Annotated in this window: 18 protein-coding genes; 7 read left to right on the top strand and 11 right to left on the bottom strand. The window is 50.1% G+C overall.

Annotated features, from left to right (window positions below):
- Positions 1 to 90 precede the first annotated feature (90 nt).
- On the top strand, positions 91 to 1,008 hold the full coding sequence (locus tag BFC18_RS03940; RefSeq protein WP_070123890.1) for a type 2 periplasmic-binding domain-containing protein: 918 nt from the start codon (positions 91 to 93) through the stop codon (positions 1,006 to 1,008).
- On the opposite strand, the gene BFC18_RS03935 is transcribed toward BFC18_RS03940, so the two are convergent.
- The 11 genes from BFC18_RS03935 to djlA all read right to left on the bottom strand — a co-directional run bounded on the left by BFC18_RS03935 (position 971) and on the right by djlA (position 11,578).
- Complete coding sequence (locus BFC18_RS03935; RefSeq protein ID WP_070123889.1) at positions 971 to 1,423, bottom strand: MazG nucleotide pyrophosphohydrolase domain-containing protein; 453 nt, start codon at positions 1,421 to 1,423, stop codon at positions 971 to 973. The two genes, BFC18_RS03940 and BFC18_RS03935, sit on opposite strands and share 38 nt — an antisense overlap.
- Positions 1,401 to 3,587, bottom strand: a complete 2,187-nt coding sequence (gene relA / locus BFC18_RS03930; RefSeq protein ID WP_070123888.1) for a GTP diphosphokinase — start codon at positions 3,585 to 3,587, stop codon at positions 1,401 to 1,403. Before relA ends, BFC18_RS03935 begins: the two co-directional genes overlap by 23 nt.
- Positions 3,588 to 3,611: 24 nt before the next feature.
- On the bottom strand, positions 3,612 to 4,952 hold the full coding sequence (gene rlmD / locus BFC18_RS03925) for a 23S rRNA (uracil(1939)-C(5))-methyltransferase RlmD (RefSeq protein ID WP_070123887.1): 1,341 nt from the start codon (positions 4,950 to 4,952) through the stop codon (positions 3,612 to 3,614).
- A gap of 2 nt (positions 4,953 to 4,954) precedes the next feature.
- A complete protein-coding gene (gene acpS, locus BFC18_RS03920; protein ID WP_070123886.1) occupies positions 4,955 to 5,356 on the bottom strand; it encodes a holo-ACP synthase in 402 nt (133 codons plus the stop codon).
- Positions 5,357 to 5,359: 3 nt separating this feature from the next.
- Positions 5,360 to 6,103 carry a pyridoxine 5'-phosphate synthase gene (gene pdxJ / locus BFC18_RS03915; protein WP_070123885.1) on the bottom strand — a complete coding sequence of 248 codons (744 nt, stop codon included), beginning with the start codon at positions 6,101 to 6,103 and terminating at the stop codon, positions 5,360 to 5,362.
- A gap of 104 nt (positions 6,104 to 6,207) precedes the next feature.
- On the bottom strand, positions 6,208 to 6,903 hold the full coding sequence (gene recO, locus BFC18_RS03910) for a DNA repair protein RecO (RefSeq protein ID WP_070123884.1): 696 nt from the start codon (positions 6,901 to 6,903) through the stop codon (positions 6,208 to 6,210).
- Positions 6,904 to 6,908: 5 nt separating this feature from the next.
- Complete coding sequence (locus BFC18_RS03905) at positions 6,909 to 7,181, bottom strand: hypothetical protein (RefSeq protein ID WP_070123883.1); 273 nt, start codon at positions 7,179 to 7,181, stop codon at positions 6,909 to 6,911.
- Positions 7,174 to 8,904 (bottom strand): single-stranded-DNA-specific exonuclease RecJ, encoded by a 1,731-nt coding sequence (gene recJ / locus BFC18_RS03900; RefSeq protein WP_070123882.1) that lies wholly within the window; start codon positions 8,902 to 8,904, stop codon positions 7,174 to 7,176. Before recJ ends, BFC18_RS03905 begins: the two co-directional genes overlap by 8 nt.
- 3 nt (positions 8,905 to 8,907) lie before the next feature.
- Positions 8,908 to 9,681, bottom strand: coding sequence for a DsbC family protein (locus BFC18_RS03895; protein WP_070123881.1), 774 nt, complete (start codon positions 9,679 to 9,681; stop codon positions 8,908 to 8,910).
- A gap of 127 nt (positions 9,682 to 9,808) precedes the next feature.
- Entirely contained in the window at positions 9,809 to 10,723 is a 915-nt protein-coding gene (xerD, locus tag BFC18_RS03890; RefSeq protein ID WP_070123880.1) for a site-specific tyrosine recombinase XerD, read from the bottom strand.
- 3 nt (positions 10,724 to 10,726) lie between these two features.
- Complete coding sequence (djlA, locus tag BFC18_RS03885; RefSeq protein ID WP_070123879.1) at positions 10,727 to 11,578, bottom strand: co-chaperone DjlA; 852 nt, start codon at positions 11,576 to 11,578, stop codon at positions 10,727 to 10,729.
- Between the two features lie 367 nt (positions 11,579 to 11,945).
- Here djlA and BFC18_RS03880 point away from each other — a divergent pair, with 367 nt between their 5' ends.
- From BFC18_RS03880 to BFC18_RS03855, 6 genes are read left to right on the top strand one after another with little or no spacing between them, the layout of a single operon-like run.
- A complete protein-coding gene (locus BFC18_RS03880) occupies positions 11,946 to 14,189 on the top strand; it encodes an LPS-assembly protein LptD (protein WP_070123878.1) in 2,244 nt (747 codons plus the stop codon).
- A 60-nt stretch (positions 14,190 to 14,249) separates the two neighbouring features.
- A complete protein-coding gene (surA, locus tag BFC18_RS03875) occupies positions 14,250 to 15,530 on the top strand; it encodes a peptidylprolyl isomerase SurA (RefSeq protein WP_070123877.1) in 1,281 nt (426 codons plus the stop codon).
- 19 nt (positions 15,531 to 15,549) lie between these two features.
- A complete protein-coding gene (pdxA, locus tag BFC18_RS03870; protein ID WP_070123876.1) occupies positions 15,550 to 16,533 on the top strand; it encodes a 4-hydroxythreonine-4-phosphate dehydrogenase PdxA in 984 nt (327 codons plus the stop codon).
- The gene (rsmA, locus tag BFC18_RS03865) at positions 16,530 to 17,351 is read left to right on the top strand and encodes a 16S rRNA (adenine(1518)-N(6)/adenine(1519)-N(6))-dimethyltransferase RsmA (RefSeq protein WP_070123875.1); all 822 of its coding nucleotides are present in this window, start codon (positions 16,530 to 16,532) and stop codon (positions 17,349 to 17,351) included. The genes pdxA and rsmA overlap by 4 nt, the downstream gene beginning before the upstream one ends.
- A 1-nt stretch (position 17,352) precedes the next feature.
- Positions 17,353 to 17,730 (top strand): Co2+/Mg2+ efflux protein ApaG, encoded by a 378-nt coding sequence (apaG, locus tag BFC18_RS03860; protein WP_070123874.1) that lies wholly within the window; start codon positions 17,353 to 17,355, stop codon positions 17,728 to 17,730.
- A 48-nt stretch (positions 17,731 to 17,778) separates the two neighbouring features.
- Positions 17,779 to 18,594 carry a symmetrical bis(5'-nucleosyl)-tetraphosphatase gene (locus BFC18_RS03855; RefSeq protein ID WP_070123873.1) on the top strand — a complete coding sequence of 272 codons (816 nt, stop codon included), beginning with the start codon at positions 17,779 to 17,781 and terminating at the stop codon, positions 18,592 to 18,594.
- Positions 18,595 to 18,791 lie beyond the last annotated feature (197 nt).

Raw genomic sequence — 18,791 nt, 5'->3', positions numbered from 1 at the left:
GAAATATTGGATTTAGCTAATTTGTGTTCTACATTTAGTTGGGGATGTTGCGCAAACGTTATTATGCAAAGAATACGAAGAATAAATGCGATGAAACGTAAAATGAGCCTTTCAGTCAGAATGTATCTCACCATGTTGCTGTTTTTTACAGGGCAATCTGCGTTGACCGAAGAGTACCTTTATACCCAGGCCTTTTCAGATCCGGAATACGGGCGCTACCACATTGAAGTGTTGCATGCGGCCATTCGGGTGACGGAAAACGATTACGGTGCCGTCACACTCATCCCCTTCCCTGTTCCCTTGCCGCAAAACCGTGAAATACAAACGCTAAGAGCCGGTGAAAGCGACATTATGTGGTGCGTCACCACCGATGAACTTGAGTCGCAATTGCTGCCAGTTCGCTTCCCTTTATTGCAAGGTCTTGGCGGACACCGGGTATTTGTTATTCATGATAACCGCCAAAAAGATTTCCCCGCTCAGCTTAGCCTGGCAAGGCTTAAAACCATGTCGTCGGTACAAGGGACATTCTGGCCAGATACCCAAATTCTTAAGTACAACGAATTTGCTGTGCAGAGCATATCCTGGAGTTCGTGGTTTTCGTCGATGTATCGCTTGTTGGAAGAGGACATTGTTGACTACTTCCCCCGTAACGTTGTGGAGGTATTCCGCGACCTCTCCTACCACGAGAACCCTAAACTGACCATTGAGCAAAATCATTTGCTGGTTTACCCCAGCTATGAGTACTTTTTTGTAAATCCGAACAAGCCGGAATTGCAGGAGCGATTACAGGAAGGACTTAAGCGTTTGCTTGTAAGCGGTGAATTAGTCGAAATATTTAATCGCTACCCTTATCACAAGCAAGGCTGGGCAATGGCGCGGGATAAAAACCGGCGCGTGCACCGGTTAGCGTCTAACGTATTATCGTATCAGCTAAAGCACGCGAACTGGATTTCGCACCCTGAAGCGTTGATCAGCGAGATTGAGGGTTTGTCTGTAGCGAAACTTTAGCCTGGCCCCAGAATGCATCCAGTTCTTCCAGGGAGTAATCGCCAATGCTGCCTTTTCCGGCCTCAGCCAAAGCCGCGACCAATTCAAAACGTTGGCGAAATTTATTGCTGGCGGCTGCCACGGCGTCATCGGGCGAAATGCCCGCATGGCGGGCTAAATTTACCAAAGCAAAAAATGCATCGCCGATTTCATCATGCAAACGAGCCGGATTCACCGGCTCGCAATCCAGTTCTTGCTGAATTTCGTCAATTTCCTCTCTGACTTTATCCAGCACCGGTGGCATTTCGGTCCAGTCGAAGCCAACGCTGGCGCATGCTTGTTGCAGCGAACAGGCATACCCAAGCGGGGATGTCGGCTCGCTGTCCAGCGCAGAAAAGAACGACGTCGAAGGACTAACGGGCTTTTCGTTTGACATCCACCACACCTTTTAGCTGTTGCAAACGGGCAATTACCTTGGCCAGCACCTGATTGTCAGAGACTTCCACAGATATCGTAATGAGTGCAGTCTGACGGGACTTGTCACTTAAGCTGTTCACGCCTAACAACGCCACGCTTTCGTTGGCCAATACCGTAGTAATATCACGCAGCAAACCGGTTCTGTCGCTACAGAAGATATCAATATCGGTTTCAAAACCTACATTAAGATCGGACGACCAGTTCACTTCAATTTGTCGCTCAGGGTGCTGCTCAAGCAAATGCTGCAACTGATCACAGTTTTCTTTGTGAACACTCACGCCTCGACCAATGGTGATGTAACCCATAATGCGCTCGCCAGGTACCGGCTTACAACAATTCGCCAACTGACTCATGAGGTGACCAACACCTTCAATCACAATGGTATCTTGCTTGCCCTTGGCACCGGCGTTACGACGGGTTTTCACCTTCGGACTGATTTCTTCCTCCTGCACTGGTGCAGGCGGTTCAAGCAGACTTTGAACGTGATTCACTACCGTCATCACACGAATGTCGCCCACACCGATAGCGGCAAAGAGATCATCAATGTGATTCAGGTTGTACTTCTCACAGGCCTCAACGGGCACTTTCACCGGCAGATGCGCACGGGCAAGTTCGCGCTCCAGCATCTCTTTACCGGCCTGGAGATTCTTCTCTTTATCCTGCTTTTTGAAGAACGAATGAATGGTGGCTCGAGCACGGGAAGAATGCACATAACCCAGGCCTGGATGCATCCAGTCGCGACTCGGGTTCGGCTCTTTACCGGTGTGGATCTCTACCTGGTCGCCACTTTGCAATTGATACGTAAACGGCACGATGCGGCCATTTACTTTCGCACCAATACAACGGTGCCCTACGTTACTGTGAATGTAGTACGCGAAGTCCAGCGGCGTGGCACCTTGAGGTAAGTCCACCACATCGCCTTTTGGCGTGAATACATAAACGCGATCGTCGAAGACTTGGCTGCGCAGTTCTTCCACTAAATCGCCGCTTTCCGCCACTTCTTCCTGCCACGCCAAAATGCGGCGTAACCAGTTAATACGCTCGTCGTACCCCGACGCTTTACCGGTGGAGCCTTCTTTATACTTCCAGTGCGCCGCCACACCTAACTCTGCATCCTGGTGCATTTGTTGGGTGCGAATTTGAATTTCTACCGGCTTTCCGGCGGGCCCCACAATGACCGTGTGGATAGACTGATAACCATTGGGTTTCGGCGTGGCGATGTAATCGTCGAATTCTTTCGGTATATGCTTGTAGTTGGCATGCACCGTACCCAGCGCGGCATAGCAGTCTTGAAGTCGCTCAGCGATAATGCGCACGGCGCGGATATCGAAAAGCTGCTCAAAGGTAAGATGCTTCTTCTGCATCTTCTTCCAGATGCTGTAGATGTGCTTAGGACGGCCGTAAACCTCGGCTTTAATATGCTCCCGGTCGACCAGATCCTGTAAATCGGTCACGATATTTTCGATGTAGCTGGCGCGCTCTTTGCGTTTGCCGTCTAGCTGACTCGCAATATCTTTATAAGTTTTTGGATGCAAATAGCGAAAAGCGAGATCTTCCAGTTCCCATTTCAACTGACCAATCCCTAAACGGTTCGCCAGCGGTGCATAAATGGTGGCGCATTCTTTGGCTACCAGCACCCGGGTTTCTTCGTCGGCCTTTTTCACTTGTTGCAGGGCGCAGATCCGCTCGGCCATCTTGATGACCACAGCGCGAACATCTTCCACCATGGCCAGCAACATACGACGAATGCTATCGATATGCTGTTCGTCGGGCATCGAAAGAGAAGATTCGCTGCGACGGCGACTGTGCAGCGTTTTAATGGCGTCCATTCGGCGAACACCGTTAATGAGGTCGCTGATCTCTTCGCCGAATTCGCTTAACACGTCGGCGTCGGAGAGGTGATGCATTTCGCAATAAGGATACACCAGCGCAGCCTGCAAGGTTGCGTCGTCCATATTCAATTGATGGAGAATTTCCACCATTTCCTGACCCACCAGCAGGCGATCAGGCATGTGCGAAACTGCTTTCAGCTTTTCTTTGGTTGTGTCACCTAGCGACAGGCTGTCCAGCCAGGCTTCAAAGGACGGTCTGTCCGGCTCGTGTACTTTCCGTGTTGATACCATAACACATCAACTCGCTTTAACTTCTTATTGGTTATCCGTTAGTAACATCATGACTTCCAGATGCCGTGTATACGGGAACATTTCAATGAGTCCCACTTGCTCGATGGCGTATCCGGCAGACAGAAGGCACTGCACATCTCTTGTCAGCGTACTCGGATTGCAAGAAACATACAAAATTGATTTGATGCCAGATTGGCTTAACGCTTCGCAAACGGCGTAAGCCCCCTCACGTGAAGGATCGATAAGCACTTTGTCGAATCCGGCTGCCAACGCAGTTTGTACGGCTTTTTCGTCAGACAGATCCAGATGCAGCCAATCTATATTGTTCACGCCCTGCTTTGACGCATTTTCTCTCGCCCGTTGCACCATTTCGGCCACGCCTTCCACGGCCTGTACCTGCGCGCCGCGCGTTGCCAGCGAAAGAGAAAAATTGCCCAGTCCGCTGAACCAATCGGCAATGCGTTCTCCCGCCTGCGGGTTCAACCACTGCATGGCCTGCGCCACCATTTTACGGTTCACATCACCGTTAACCTGAATGAAATCGTCATCAGACGGTGTCAGCACCAGATCATCTTCAGTGTGACAGACTAAGGGTGCCACCTCATACAAGCGTTGGTGTTGATCAGGGCCATCAATACTGACATTAATCTGGTTCTGTTCGGCAAACGCAGTCAGCGCATTTTTAAAGGCAGAGTTAGCCGGTTTGACCATACGCACCGATACCGCGTTCACATTATCGCCACCAGTGAGGGTGACGTGACCAATGTGACGACGACCAGGTAGTCCTGCGAATACACTTTTTAGCGGGGTTATCAGCGCAGACAAATCGTCTCTGAGTACCGGGCAATGGTCTACATTAACGATGTTTTTGCCCTGTTCCTGACGAAACCCCATGATAAATTTATCGTCGTTGCGGGCGTCTACGGCCAGACGCGCTTTGCGTCGATAGCCACGGCGTTCGCCGGTAATCGCAGGCTGCCAGGGAATATCGGCCACGTTAAGCTGCTTCTGCCAATAACTGTCCATGGCTTGCTGTCGCATATTAAGTGCCGCATCAGCATCGACATGTTGAAGCTGGCAGCCGCCACAGGTGTTGATGAGTGGACAGAACGGAGCGCGACGTTCAGCGCTGGCTTGCAGCACCTTGCGCACGCGACCACGGCTAAAGCGCTTCTGGCTTTGGGTTATTGCCACTTCTACGGTTTCGCCGGGAAGCGCGCCATCAACAAAGAGTACCGGACTTCCCTGTTTAGAAGAGTCCTGCCCGCAAAAGCCCTGTCCATTCATGTCCATAGACTCAATGGTCACAGTTTTTGCGCTGGGCTGCTTCTTCGGTTTTTTAGCCGGTTTATAAATACTGACCATGCTTACACCTCTTTGCCCGCGGGTTGCAGGCATTCAAGGATCACGGTAGCGGTGGCGTAATGCTGTTCGTCAGAAATGGAAATGTGGCTGTGAGTCACGCCAAGTGCCTCGCAGCGCTGTGCGAAGGCATCTGAAAAAGCGAGTTTAGGAGCCCCAAGTTCATCGTTAGACACTTCAATATGATGCCAGCCAATACCACGGCCGATCCCCGTACCTAACGCTTTGACGGCCGCTTCTTTTGCTGCAAACCGCTTGGCAAGATAGCGCACCGGCTCACTGCTGCTTTCAAACAGCGTCATTTCCGTTGGCGTAAGCACGCGAGGCGCTAACCGCGATGATCGGGATAACGCTTCTTCAATACGGGCTATCTCAACGATATCGGTGCCCATTCCCACAATGGCCATGACTTACTTAGCACTCCCGGCGCGGGCTTCAATCATGAGTGCACGCATATCGGCAACGGCGTTTGCCAGGCCATCAAACGCGGCGCGAGCAATAATGGCGTGCCCAATATTCAGCTCAATCAGTTCAGGAATTGCCGCAATGGGCTTCACATTGTGATAGTGCAAGCCGTGACCCGCATTGACTTTCAGGCCCTTCTTCGCGGCGTAGCTTATGCCTTTTCGAAGCCTGTCGAGTTCCACTTCCTGTTCCCGTTCGCTTTTGGCTTCGGCATATTGGCCGGTGTGAATTTCGATGTACGGCGCACCACATTCTACCGCGGCATCAATTTGCTTTTCGTCGGCATCGATGAACAGTGACACCTCTATGCCGGCGTTGCCGAGTACATCGCAGGCATGTTTCACCGCATCAAAATTGCCAGCCACGTCTAAGCCGCCTTCAGTGGTGAGTTCCTCACGCTTTTCAGGAACCAAACAGCAAAACGCGGGTTGCGTTTTAAGCGCAATCTCCAGCATCTCATCGGTCACGGCCATTTCAAGATTCAGGCGGGTATTAATAGTGCGGGCAAGAATTTCCACGTCCCTGTCTTTAATGTGACGACGGTCTTCACGCAAGTGCACGGTAATACCATCGGCACCGGCACGCTCAGCGATGTCGGCTGCATGCACCGGATCGGGGTAGCTGGTGCCACGGGCGTTACGAAGCGTAGCGATATGATCGATATTGACGCCTAACAGGATGTCTTTCATGAATTATTGTGCCTCTGAACTGAAATAGCGTGATAGCCAGGAAGTGCGAGGATTGTAGCAAAAAACTCGCTAAGTGGTTGCTGAAAATCATTTCACAATGGGGTTTAACTGCGAAACAATTCCCGGCTTTTTAGCGGTTTGCCGCCAAGCAAGACATGAAGCGCCTGACGATTGATAAGTTTTGCTGCCCGGCGCGACACTTCGTTCCACTCCCCGTTGCCCAATGCCAGTAGCGCCGCACCCGGTAAACGGTATTTGTGATCACGTTGATGACAGGTAACAAAGCCTTGTTCCGGCGAGTATAAATACCAGCCACTCTCTTCCACTGGCTCGCCGCTGATTCCGTCTGAAAACCAGTCCGCCAGCATGCCCATTTCCTCAAGTAAGGCAAACTCAAATTCGCGGAGGATTTTTTCAATATCGGGCTGTTCATCAATGGCATTGAGCGCATGCTGATATTGCAAATACACGGTATCACTGGCGAGGCCGGCGGGCATCACGCGGTTAAGAATTTCATTGAGGTACATGGCGCAAAACAGGCTGTTTCCGGAAAGCATGGGCACAGGGCCGTCGCCTTCGATGGTACGTAGATTTTTTAAATCGGTTTTGCCTGAAAGCTGAACACGCACTTTGCGAAAGGGTTGGAGCAGGCTTTTGCGGTCGTTTTTGCTGCTACGCACGCCTTTCGCCACGGCGCTTACTTTACCTTGTTGAAAGGTAAAAAAGTCCACGATATAAGAGGTTTCCCGATAAGGACGACGGTGAAGCACGTAAGCATCCAGCCATTCCGACTGCGACATACCGGTTAGCTCCGCTTAATCCGCACCACTTTCATGGTTTCAAATTCAATACCGGCGACCTCTTCACTCTGCCGGTAATAGGTGAGGTTTACCCGCGCCCCTTTTAACGACTGATACTGCTGCTTACGACGGAAAATAAACGGCACGTCTACGCCTTCAATCATTAAAGTGTGTCTTACCCAGTCACCCTCTTCCCGCTGAACATGGGAGATCACCCGCAGATTTTCGCTGTGGGTGAGGTCGCGATGTTTGTCGGTAAGGGCCTTGCCGTCAGTCACGGGGCGCGATCTCCTCAACCAATAGCTGCACAGATTCGCGCCCGCGGAACGTATTGATGTCTAACTGATACACCACTTCGGCACGCAGAATACCGGCGTTCGGCCACACATTGGTATCTACGCCAAAAGCGATGCCGTCGATTTCCTCGCCATTGTCTTTGCGGAATACCACTTTGAGGTGGTTCTTGTTCTCGCCCACCATGCGCTGATCAACAATATCCAGCACACCGTCGAACTTAGGCGCATCGAACCCCTGACCAAATGGCCCGGCCTGACGCAATGCATGCGCAAGGGTGAGATCCATTTCATCAGCGGCCAGTTCGCCATCAGACAAAATTTGTTTTTCGCAGTCGATATTCTCAAGGTGCCGTAACACCACCGTTTGCAGCGCTTTTTCGAACGCAGGCAAGGCGTCGGCGGGTAAGCTCAGTCCTGCCGCCATGGCGTGACCACCAAATTTATCGATTACGCCGGGCCAGCCGGTATTCACTTCATCAAGAATATCGCGAATATGCAGACCAGGAATGGAACGAGCAGAACCTTTCAGCGTGGTTTCATCTTGCTTGGCAAACACAATCACAGGTCGATGATGCTTTTCTTTAAGTCGGCCCGCTACGATACCGATCACGCCCTGATGAAAATGAGGCTGATACAGCACCAACGCTGGCGGCAAGGCGTCGCCTAACGAAATTGATTCCAGCGCGGCTTCCGCCTCTTCTTTCATTTCTGTTTCGATGGCGCGGCGCTGCAGGTTGAGTCTATCTAGCTCTGCCGCCATATGACGGGCCTGAATTGCGTCGTCGCATAACAAACACTCTATACCCAGTGCCATGTCATCCAGCCGCCCTGCCGCATTTAAACGGGGGCCAATCACAAAGCCTAAATCTGTGGAAGTGAGGTAACCCAACGGTTTATTGCGGTTGGCCACTTCGAACAGGGCTTTTATGCCCGGTCGACAATGCCCACTGCGAATACGCTGTAAGCCTTGATACACCAACACGCGGTTGTTTTTATCCAGCGCCACCACATCGGCCACCGTGCCCACCGCCACGATATCCAGCAAGTTGGCCAGATTCGGCGCGGGTATGTCATTAAACATACCGGCTTTTTGCATTTCAGATCGCAAAGACAGCATAAGGTAAAACGCGACGCCTACCCCGGCCAGGTTCTTCGATGGGAAGTGACATCCAGGCTGGTTCGGATTCACAATGGCGTCTGCATCAGGCAGTGTATTTCCGGGTAGATGGTGATCGGTCACTATCACTTCAAGCCCTAAAGACTTCGCCTTTGTCACCCCAGCTAAGCAAGCAATGCCGTTATCTACCGTAAGCAGAATATCTGTGCCCTGCTGGTAAGCCACTTCCACAATTTGCTCACTGAGGCCGTAGCCAAAATCAAAGCGGTTCGGTACCAGATAATTCACCGACTGCAGGCCAAGCTGTTTTAGCGCCAGCATGCACACGGCCGTAGAGGTGGCGCCATCGGCGTCGAAGTCGCCAATAATGGTAACCCGCTTTTGTTGGCGAATGGCATTGATCAGGCAGTGCGTGGCATCATCGATGCCTTTTAGCAGATTAAAGTGGGAAAGTTGTTTTAGGGCGTTGTCGAGTTCATCAACCGTTTCAACCGCCCGACCGCGATACACCCTGTCGAGCACAGGGTGTAACTCAGCACTTAAACGCGACGCCGAGCAAAGCTGGCGTCTGACGATGGGTAACGACATGACTTACTCTGAACGGGCAAACTGAGCAATAAGCTCTGCGGCAGGTTTATAGCCCGGTAACATGGTACCGTCATCAAAAATAATCGCTGGCGTACCACGAATACCTAACTGGCGTCCGGCAACAAACTGCTCTGCCACTGTGTTATCACAATCGGCTTTAGGGAACGTAGGATTCGAAATCGATTTTGCGCGGTTCAACGCTTGTTGCGGATCGTCCGAGCACCAGATGGCTACCATATTGTCGTAATTTGGCGTGTTCAGCCCCTGACGAGGCCATGCCAGGTAACGCACGGTGATACCGGCATCGTTAAGCTCCTCGACTTCACGATGCAGTTTCTGGCAATAACCGCAGGAATAATCGGTAAACACGGTCATTACGTGCTTTTCGTTTTCCGCTTTAAATTCGATGCCTTGATCAGCGAATGGCGCAATCACGTCCAGACGCACTTGACCCAGCGCTACTTCCGTTACGTCCTTCATGCCGGCATTCACATCGAACAGGTGACCAAACATGATGTAGTCACCTTTCTCAGTAACGTAAAACACCTGATTAGCGGCAGTTACCTGCAACAAACCGTCGATTTGTGAATTGGCAATCGCATCGGGTTCCACACCCACCACGCCCGTTACTGTGTCGTAAACGGCCTGTTCTGCTGTTTCATTTACTGGTGTGGCGGTTTTTGTTTCGCTGGCTTGCTTGGTTTCGGCATCTGCCGAGCAACCACTTGATAATACAATACCAAGGGCGAGCATCACTGCGTGATGGCTAAATCTCATGAAAACTCCTTGCTGAACAGGCTAGCTGGCCCATCTGAAACTGATTATTATGCTTAGTTAGCGCAATATTAGCATAAAGTTAAACGCCGGAAAGGCATCTGAAAGAATACCCACGACGTTCACCGCATTACCCCCGAGGATGATGGGTATGAATTAAATTCTGTAACCGTTCGGTTGCCACATGGGTATAAATTTGGGTGGTGGATAAATCGCTATGGCCTAATAACATTTGTACCACGCGTAAATCGGCGCCATGGTTTAGCAAATGGGTCGCGAACGCATGGCGCAATGTGTGTGGTGACAAATGCTGATCGATACCAGCCACCTGGGCATAGTATTTTATCCGGTGCCAGAATGTCTGGCGGGTCATCTGCACGCCACGCAAACTAACAAAAAGCACATCGGTTTGATGTTTCAGCAGTTCCGGTCGGGCCGTTTTCATGTAGGTTTCAATCCAGTCAATGGCATCTTCACCTAACGGCACCAATCTTTCTTTGTTGCCTTTACCGGTTACCCGCACCACGCCCTGCTGCAAACTTACCTGATCAAGACGCAGACCAATCAGTTCAGACACCCGCAAGCCAGTGGCATACAACACTTCCAACATGCACTTATCGCGGCACTCTACCGGCTCGGCTGGATTGGGCGCATTAAGCAGGTCGTCAACCTGTTGTTCGCTTAACGACGCTGGCAATTTTTTCGGTAATTTAGGGTTGGGGATCTGCGTGACCGGATTGTCGGTGCGCACGTGTTTACCAATAAGATAAATATAAAAAGCCCGCATGGCTGACATGGCACGCTGGGTGCTGCGAGCAGATAATCCCATATCGCGGCGGTGCAACAAATACGACTGCACCGACTCCATCATCAACAGGCTAATATCATCGGTTTTTTCTTCTGACTGACAGTACAGTGCCAGTTTAGTGAGATCGGTCCGATAGCTCTGTTGAGTATGTTCGCTGAGTCCTTTTTCCAACCAGAGCATTTCGATGAATTCATCGATGAGCCGCAGGTTTACGTCACTCAGTACCGCCTTGGCCATACCTTAGAACCCGCGCTTATCTTTAATCAGTTCGTAAGCGGCCTGGATATCCTGGGTTTTCGCTTTAGCAATGTCTAACGCTTGTTGCGGCAATCCTTTGGACGCCAGTTTGTCAGGATGGTGTTCCGCCATACGCTTACGATACGCCCGCTTGATGGTTTTCTCGTCGTCTGACTCGCTCACACCAATAATTTTGTAGGCGTCTTCCAGGCTTTGAGTATCGGAGTAAGGTTGTGCACGGTGGCCGCCTTGCTGACCACCGGCTCCGCCCTGTCCGCCACGTTGACGGAAACGAATTTCGGCCTCGTAAGCAGAAATCAGGAAGTCGAGTTCCTGGCGTTTGAAATTCAGAATCGACGCGACTTTCTCCAGCACTTTGTATTCGGGTGTAGAAAGCGTGCCGTCGGCAAAGGCGGCCTGAATAAGAATTTCCAGGAACACCTGTAATATGTCGCGGCGACCATGGCAGGATTCAACCAGCCCTTTTAAGGTGTCCGCCAAAGGAAAAGAGGAGGACTTCCCTTCCCGGAATGCTTGCTGCGCTTCCCGGCGAGCATCACCCGCAAGCTTCATGTCATCCATGAGCAGCGTGGCAATTTTAATCTCGCGCTCGGTTACGTGACCGTCTGATTTAGCCAGATGACCTAAAGACGAAAACAGCGCGTGGAAAAATACCGCTTGTTGTTTTACCCCAGACTGGTCGGTGAAGAAACGGCCGAACCCGCCCAGTTGATTAAAATCCTGGCTGTAGGCTTTATCAAAAAAGTGCCCCACAATAAGGCCAATGATTGCGCCGGGAATTTTCAGGAACATAAACCCGAACACAAAACCGAGGATTTTTCCCCAAAATGACATACTACCGTTCTCCTGAATTAATCCCGCAAAGTACCAGAACACTGTATAAGATTGGCTGGTAAGTTAATAGCCGCATCTGTCCCCGCGCAGAAAAGGCCGCGCTAAGACAAGTAGATACTCTGGGTGCATTATTACCTTGATGAGCCATGATATATGGCGTCGAATTGCCATTATTAAACCAGTCAAAGAAGATATACGGGCAAACTCGCAGAAACTTTCATCTTTTTTGCTTCTGGCGGTTGGCTCAGCGCACAGAAGTGCTTAGAATTGGTCACTTTATGGCACTATGCCCGATTACGGACTTTGCCGAATTTCAGGACACCCTCACAATCCGTTGTGAAATAAGAAACAGGCCCTCCATCAACACATGAAAAAAACCTGTGCCTCTTTTCTGCTAGCGGCAATCAGCAGCTCCTCTGCGCTGGCGCAGCAATCGCAGTCATCCTCTCAGGATAGCCAAGAGCAGCCCGCTTTTTGTCCGGTACCTGCTGTCACGTTTTCCAGCAGCAAGCTCATGCCTGCCGGCCAGGTAAAAGTGGAAGCCAATCGAACAGAAATTATAGAGCGAGAAGTGGCGCTGTTTTCTGGCAACGTGGATATTATTTCCGACTCTGCCACCATTCGTGCAGACCAGGCGCAGATCAATAACAACGGCCAACAATTATTCGCCAAGGGCGATGTGGTATATGAAGACAGTCAGGTACATGTAGCTTCAGACAGTGTCGATGTGGATTCCACCGATGAAAGCCTGACCATGTCGAACACCATTTACCACCTGAATAACTCTACCGGTCGTGGCGATGCCAGCACCATTGCATTAAACGCGCAAGACGGTCTGGTGTTAAAAGACGTGAGCTTCACCACCTGCCCGGAAGGCGGTGAAGAATGGATGATCAGAGCGTCTGAAATTAATATTCGTCGTGGCAGACCATGGGGCGAAGCCAAGCACACCCGGTTTTATTTAGGCAATGTGCCGGTATTTTACATGCCGTATTTCGCTTTCCCCATCAGTAACCAGCGTCAAACCGGTTTCCTGTTCCCGAAAATCTCTAACTCCAGCAACACTGGGGTAGATTACGAGCAACCGTTCTACTGGAACATGGCACCGAACTACGACCTCACATTATCGCCTCGGGTAATGTCGAAGCGCGGTGTGCAGCTGAAAACAGAATTTCGTCATATGTCAGCAGACAGCTACAGCCAGTTGAATCTGGAATATCTGCCGCAAGACAACGATATGGCCGGCAACCCTGATCGCTATTTCTATCGCATTTCTCATGAAGGATTCTTCGCAGATAACTGGATGGCGTCGGTTAACGTTAATGGTATCAGCGACGACAACTACATTGTGGATTTAGGCAGTGACTTCTACAACCGGGCAGATACGCACCTGTTCCGCACCGGCAGTATTAATTACTTCTCCGATGAACTGCTGTTCTCTGTTCATGTGCGTGATTTCGAAATTATCGGTGACTACCCAACCACCTACCGGGCGTTACCCGAAGCCAAACTGAATTATGAGTTGCCACTGGCAAAGTACCTGGAATTAGAACTGAACTCTGAGTTGGCCTGGTTCGACAGTAAGTCAGCCACTGCGCCCACCGCCATGCGTTTTCACACGGCGCCTACCATTCGAGTACCGTTTCAACGCCAATGGGGTGAGTTCTCAGCAGAAGCCAGTGTACTAAACACCTACTACGAGCAAGATCACGTCGAAAATACTGATCTGGAAGAAACAGTAAACCGCACCCTAACCCAAGGTAAGCTGTACGGCGCGCTGTATTTTGAAAACGAAGACAGCTGGTTTGGCGATAATCACACGATGACGCTAGAACCTCGCGTGCAGTATCTTTACACCAGTTATGAAGATCAAAGCGGCATTGGTTTTTACGATACCACATTGTGGTTAACCGACGTGGAAGGCCTGTTCCGCGGACAGGATTTCACCGGTCTCGACAGAATTAGCGATAACAACGAAGTCACCGTTGCATTAACCAGTCGCTTACTGGATGAAACCAACCGGGAACAATTTGTTCTCAGTGTGGGTCAGATATTCTATCTCGATGACAACCGGGTAACCTCTGCTATTCGTGAAGGCAACCGTTCAGCGCTGGCTGCCGAGTTTGACTGGCGAATGACTGACGACTGGTTCTTCCACACCGATTTTCAAATCGCGACGGAAACCGATAAAGTCGAACGTGCCAGCACAACGTTTGAGTATCGCGAGAGCAGCAACAAATTAATTCAGTTAACCCACCGCTATGTCAGGGAACTCTCAAGCGAAAGAATTGACCAAGTGGGACTGTCTGCTGCCTGGCCGTTGTCTGACAGATGGCAATTGGTTGGTCGGACTTACCGTGATCTTGATCGCAACCGCAGTGTGGAAAACTACGTTGGCTTTCAATATGAATCCTGTTGTTGGGCTATTCAAATTGTTGCCCAACGTCAGCTGAGTAACCGTTACGCTGTAGATGGTGCACAGTCAATTGATGAATTTGACTCCGGCATATCGCTGAATTTCATTTTCAAAGGAATGGGTTCCAGTGGTACCAGCAATAACATGTTGTCGAACGGATTATTTGGCTACCGACAGCCATATAGTTTAAATTAATGCGCCAGTTGACAGATATGTCTGCTGTTAGCAAAGAATAAACCGATAAAAAGAGTAATTATGAAGTTCATTATTCGCGCGATTTGTATCAGTGCCCTGTGCTCATTTATGAGTTTGGCTCAATCTGTTTCATTAGATAAAGTGGCCGTCATCGTCGATCAAGGCGTGGTATTGGAAAGTGAAATCGAATCTCTGGTCAATGAAGTAAAGCGCAACGCTGAAGCACAGGGCCAGGCCCTGCCTTCCGACCGCGTGCTTCGTACCCAGGCCATCGAGCGTTTGATCACCAAAAGCTTACAGATGCAAATGGCCGAGCGTATGGGTGTTCAGGTTAGCGACCCGCAACTGGAGCAAACCATTACAAACATCGCCCAGCAACAGGGCGCAACCATCGATGACCTGCGCAATGAATTAGAGCAACAAGGCATCGCTTACGACGATTACCGCGAAGACGTTCGTGAAGAACTGATTGTTGGTGAAGTCACCCGTGCCAACGTTCGCCGTCGTGTATACGTGACGCCTCAGGAAATCAGTAACCTGGTTAAACTGATGGACCAACAAGGCGCAGAACAAGCCGAATATAACTTAGGCCACATTCTGATTGGCCTGCCATCAAGCCCCACAGATGAAGACGTTGCTAGCGCCCGTAGCCGTGCAGATAAAGTTATTGAACTACTGAATAACGGTTCTGACTTCACCAAAATCGCCATCACCTCATCGTCTGGTTCAAACGCACTGGAAGGGGGTGATATGGGTTGGATGAACGTTAACTCTATGCCTACCCTTTTTGCTGAAGCGGTTCAGGGTAAAGAGAAAGGCGAATTGATTGGTCCTATTCGTAGTGGTGCGGGTTTTCACATTCTGAAAATTAAAGATACCCGTGGTATCGAGAAAATCACCATCGAAGAAGTGAATGCCCGTCACATTCTCATTAAACCTTCTATTATTTTAAGTGATGAGAAAGCCAAAGAAATGCTTGAGAAATTCCGCCAGCAAGTTATCGACGGCGACGCAGACTTCGCAGAACTGGCTAAAGAACACTCTGAAGATCCGGGTTCAGCGTTAAAAGGCGGTGAGCTTGGCTGGTCTGATCCGAACAACTATGTACCGGCTTTCCGTGAAGCCCTTGCTGGCCTTGAGCCTGGCGAGTACAGTGAACCTGTTCGTTCACAATTCGGTTGGCACTTAATGCAGCTTATCGATCGCCGTATTGACGATGCCACAGACAAACGTAAAGAAGATAAAGCTTATCAACTTCTGTTCAATCGTAAGTTTAAAGAAGAGTCTGAAGCCTGGTTGCGTGAAATGCGCGATACTGCTTACATTGAAGTTGTTGAATAATATAACGGCGAGATAAACGATGACGCCAATAAGAATAGCAGTAACGCCAGGTGAGCCAGCGGGCATTGGTCCTGACCTCATCATTCAGCTAGCACAGCAGCAATGGGATGCGCAGCTTGTGGTATTTTGCGACGGCACCATGCTGAAAGCCCGGGCAGACCTTCTGGGTCTGCCACTGAAGCTGATTCCTTTCGACGCCGAGAACAACGCAATTCAGGCGCCCGGTTCGCTGTACTTGCAGCAAATCGATACTGCAGTGAATGTGGTACCCGGCGAGCTAGACAGCGATAATGGGCACTATGTAGTGGAAACCCTGCGTCAGGCGTGTCACGCCAATATGGAGCAAGGGTTTGATGCGGTAGTAACAGGCCCCGTTCACAAAGGCATTATTAACAAAGCCGGTGTGTCTTTCAGCGGACATACCGAATACTTCGCTTACCAGTCAAACACCATTGATGTGGTGATGCTGTTATCGACTGAAGGCCTTAATGTAGCGCTAGCCACCACACATATTCCACTTGAATATGTGTCTAAGGCGATAACGAAAGAGCGCCTGCACAAAGTCATTCATATCATTAACACCGATTTGAAACTGAAGTTTGGCATTACTAAACCGCGCATTTACGTATGTGGGCTAAATCCTCATGCGGGTGAAGGCGGGCATTTGGGATCAGAAGAACTGATCACGATTATCCCGGCTTTAGATGACTTGCGTGAGGAAGGTTTAGATTTGGTAGGTCCGCTTCCCGCAGACACTATTTTTCAGCCTAAATATCTCGACGACGCCGACGTCGTGTTAGCGATGTACCACGATCAGGGACTGCCGGTACTTAAGTTTAAAGGATTTGGCGCCTCGGTGAATATCACCCTTGGCCTGCCATTCATCCGTACTTCTGTCGATCATGGTACTGCTTGCGACCTCGCGGGTACCGGAAAAGCAGATGCGGGCAGTTTCACAAAAGCAATGCATAAAGCTATTGAATTAGCGAACAGGCAGCAATGAGTAAAACACATTTAGGCCACACCGCGCGTAAGCGTTTTGGCCAGAACTTCCTGCATGACGACTATGTTATTGGCAATATCGTTAGTGCAATTAATCCCGTTGATGGTGAGAACCTGGTAGAAATCGGCCCCGGCCTTGGTGCGTTAACTGATCCGGTGTGTGAAGAGGTTTCACGCCTTACCGTGGTTGAACTCGACCGCGACCTGGCAGAACGTCTGCGTCATCATCCTTTTCACGGCAGTAAACTGACCATTGTTGAGCAGGATGCCCTGAAACTCAATTTTGCCGATTTGTTACCGGCGATGCCGAACCCTGAAGGCAAATTACGGGTATTCGGCAACCTGCCTTACAACATCTCTACCCCCTTGATGTTCCACCTCTTTAGCTTTAGTGGCAAAGTGCAAGACATGCACTTTATGTTGCAAAAAGAAGTAGTGAACCGACTTGCCGCTGGACCAGGCTCTAAAAGCTATGGGCGTTTATCGGTAATGGCGCAGTATTACTGTGCGGTGATTCCCGTGCTGCATGTGCCGCCTGGTGCATTTAAGCCGCCCCCGAAGGTTGATTCAGCCGTGGTACGTTTAGTGCCACATGCCACGCCACCAGTCGCGGTGAAATCCGTTACCTTGCTGGAAAAGGTGTGTGCAGCAGCATTCAACCAACGCCGCAAAACTATTCGTAATAGTTTGGGTGACTGGGTGACTGAAGCTGAACTGGAATCACTGAGTTTATCGCCAACTGCCCGCGCTGAAACCTTGTCACTGGCTGATTTTGCGGCAGTGGCAAACTTGGTAGCAGACCGGGACGGAGAGAGCTGAGATGTCGGCTTCTCCCGGTATTCTGGTTTCAGTTTCTGCGAAACACATCCCTGATCATCCGGCAAATGGGCCGGATAAATATGCATTTGCCTACCACATCACTATCCGCAACCAGAGTGATGAGCGGGTACAATTGCTCAGTCGCTACTGGTTAATCACCGATGGCAATGGTAAAAATACCGAAGTGCAGGGTGAAGGCGTTGTGGGTAAACAACCGCTTATCGACCCAGCCAGTGAATATCAGTACACCAGCGGTGCACTTATTGATACTCCCGTGGGCAGCATGCAGGGCCACTACGAAATGGAAAATGAAGACGGTGAACGCTTTCGCGTGCCGATCAATATTTTCAGTCTAAGCGTACCAAACGCGATCAACTAAAAACGGTGTCAAACTTTGGCACCGCTTCCAACGGATAAGGATGCCAGCATGTCAGACTCGCAAACGTTGATTGTGGGTGATATTCAAGGTTGCTATGGCGGCCTGATGGCGTTGCTTGAAAAAGCCCACTTCGACGAAAAGCGCGATAGATTAATTGCAGTAGGCGACTTAATTGCTCGCGGCGAAGACTCCTACGCGACAATCAAGTATCTGATGGACTTAGGCGACAGATTCAACACTGTGCTTGGCAATCACGACCTGCACTTTCTGGCAGTGTCTCAGGGCATAAAGTCTGCGAAAAAAAGTGACCGTCTCGGGCCTCTTCTAGACAGTAAAAAACTAAAAGATATCATCGATTGGTATCGCCAGTTTCCCTTGGCGCTAGCCCTCGATGAAACCACCACAATTGTACATGCCGGCCTTTACCCCATGTGGTCACCGAAAACCTTACTTTCATTGAGCAACGAAGTCAGTACCGTATTAAAAGGTGATAAGTGGCGTGCATTGTTAGAAGAGATGTATGGCAATTCTCCCACCGAATGGAAAGAAGCGTTGAAAGGCACGCCGCGACTGCGCTTTATCATTAATGCCTGTACGCGTATGCGTTTTTTGCAAAAGCAATCCCACCTCGAATTTGCCTGCAAAAGTCACCCTGAAGATGCTCCTTCGTCGGTGACTCCCTGGTTTGAAGTTGAGAATGCATCACTCGCTGCCAGTGAGCGCATTGTATTCGGCCACTGGGCTGCGCTCGAGGGCGTAACGGGGAACAATCAATTTGTTGCACTGGATACCGGTTACGTTTGGGGCAACAGCCTGACTGCGATGAGAATTCCGTCGAACACACTTATCAATGTGACACCGTAAATACCTCAGTATCAAAACAAACAACGTAAAAAACTGATTCCTATAGGTCTTTAGTCTAATTTTTGTTTACAATTAAACTTACTAATCGGTATTTCGACTAAACAAGCGGAATGTTCGGCCGATAAGAATAATGCGCTATAGCTATTAGCGCATAGCACCTCAGGTATCAGTCACCATGAACACAACTGATTACTTAA

Source organism: Alteromonas confluentis, from assembly GCF_001757105.1.
GTDB lineage: Bacteria > Pseudomonadota > Gammaproteobacteria > Enterobacterales > Alteromonadaceae > Alteromonas > Alteromonas confluentis.
The sequence above is the reverse complement of the archived record's forward strand: the minus strand, read 5'-3'. Positions and strand labels throughout refer to the sequence as shown.

Excerpts from the sequence above, each read along its gene's own strand:
- BFC18_RS03895 (WP_070123881.1), bottom strand. The coding sequence starts at position 9,681 with ATGAGATTTAGCCATCACGCAGTGATGCTCGCCCTTGGTATTGTATTA.
- relA (WP_070123888.1), bottom strand. The coding sequence starts at position 3,587 with ATGGTATCAACACGGAAAGTACACGAGCCGGACAGACCGTCCTTTGAA.
- recO (WP_070123884.1), bottom strand. The coding sequence starts at position 6,903 with ATGTCGCAGTCGGAATGGCTGGATGCTTACGTGCTTCACCGTCGTCCT.
- acpS (WP_070123886.1), bottom strand. The coding sequence starts at position 5,356 with ATGGCCATTGTGGGAATGGGCACCGATATCGTTGAGATAGCCCGTATT.
- apaG (WP_070123874.1), top strand. The coding sequence starts at position 17,353 with ATGTCGGCTTCTCCCGGTATTCTGGTTTCAGTTTCTGCGAAACACATC.
- pdxA (WP_070123876.1), top strand. The coding sequence starts at position 15,550 with ATGACGCCAATAAGAATAGCAGTAACGCCAGGTGAGCCAGCGGGCATT.
- BFC18_RS03855 (WP_070123873.1), top strand. The coding sequence starts at position 17,779 with ATGTCAGACTCGCAAACGTTGATTGTGGGTGATATTCAAGGTTGCTAT.
- recJ (WP_070123882.1), bottom strand. The coding sequence starts at position 8,904 with ATGTCGTTACCCATCGTCAGACGCCAGCTTTGCTCGGCGTCGCGTTTA.
- xerD (WP_070123880.1), bottom strand. The coding sequence starts at position 10,723 with ATGGCCAAGGCGGTACTGAGTGACGTAAACCTGCGGCTCATCGATGAA.
- rlmD (WP_070123887.1), bottom strand. The coding sequence starts at position 4,952 with ATGGTCAGTATTTATAAACCGGCTAAAAAACCGAAGAAGCAGCCCAGC.
- BFC18_RS03935 (WP_070123889.1), bottom strand. The coding sequence starts at position 1,423 with ATGTCAAACGAAAAGCCCGTTAGTCCTTCGACGTCGTTCTTTTCTGCG.
- rsmA (WP_070123875.1), top strand. The coding sequence starts at position 16,530 with ATGAGTAAAACACATTTAGGCCACACCGCGCGTAAGCGTTTTGGCCAG.
- BFC18_RS03940 (WP_070123890.1), top strand. The coding sequence starts at position 91 with ATGAAACGTAAAATGAGCCTTTCAGTCAGAATGTATCTCACCATGTTG.
- BFC18_RS03880 (WP_070123878.1), top strand. The coding sequence starts at position 11,946 with ATGAAAAAAACCTGTGCCTCTTTTCTGCTAGCGGCAATCAGCAGCTCC.
- pdxJ (WP_070123885.1), bottom strand. The coding sequence starts at position 6,103 with ATGAAAGACATCCTGTTAGGCGTCAATATCGATCATATCGCTACGCTT.
- djlA (WP_070123879.1), bottom strand. The coding sequence starts at position 11,578 with ATGTCATTTTGGGGAAAAATCCTCGGTTTTGTGTTCGGGTTTATGTTC.
- surA (WP_070123877.1), top strand. The coding sequence starts at position 14,250 with ATGAAGTTCATTATTCGCGCGATTTGTATCAGTGCCCTGTGCTCATTT.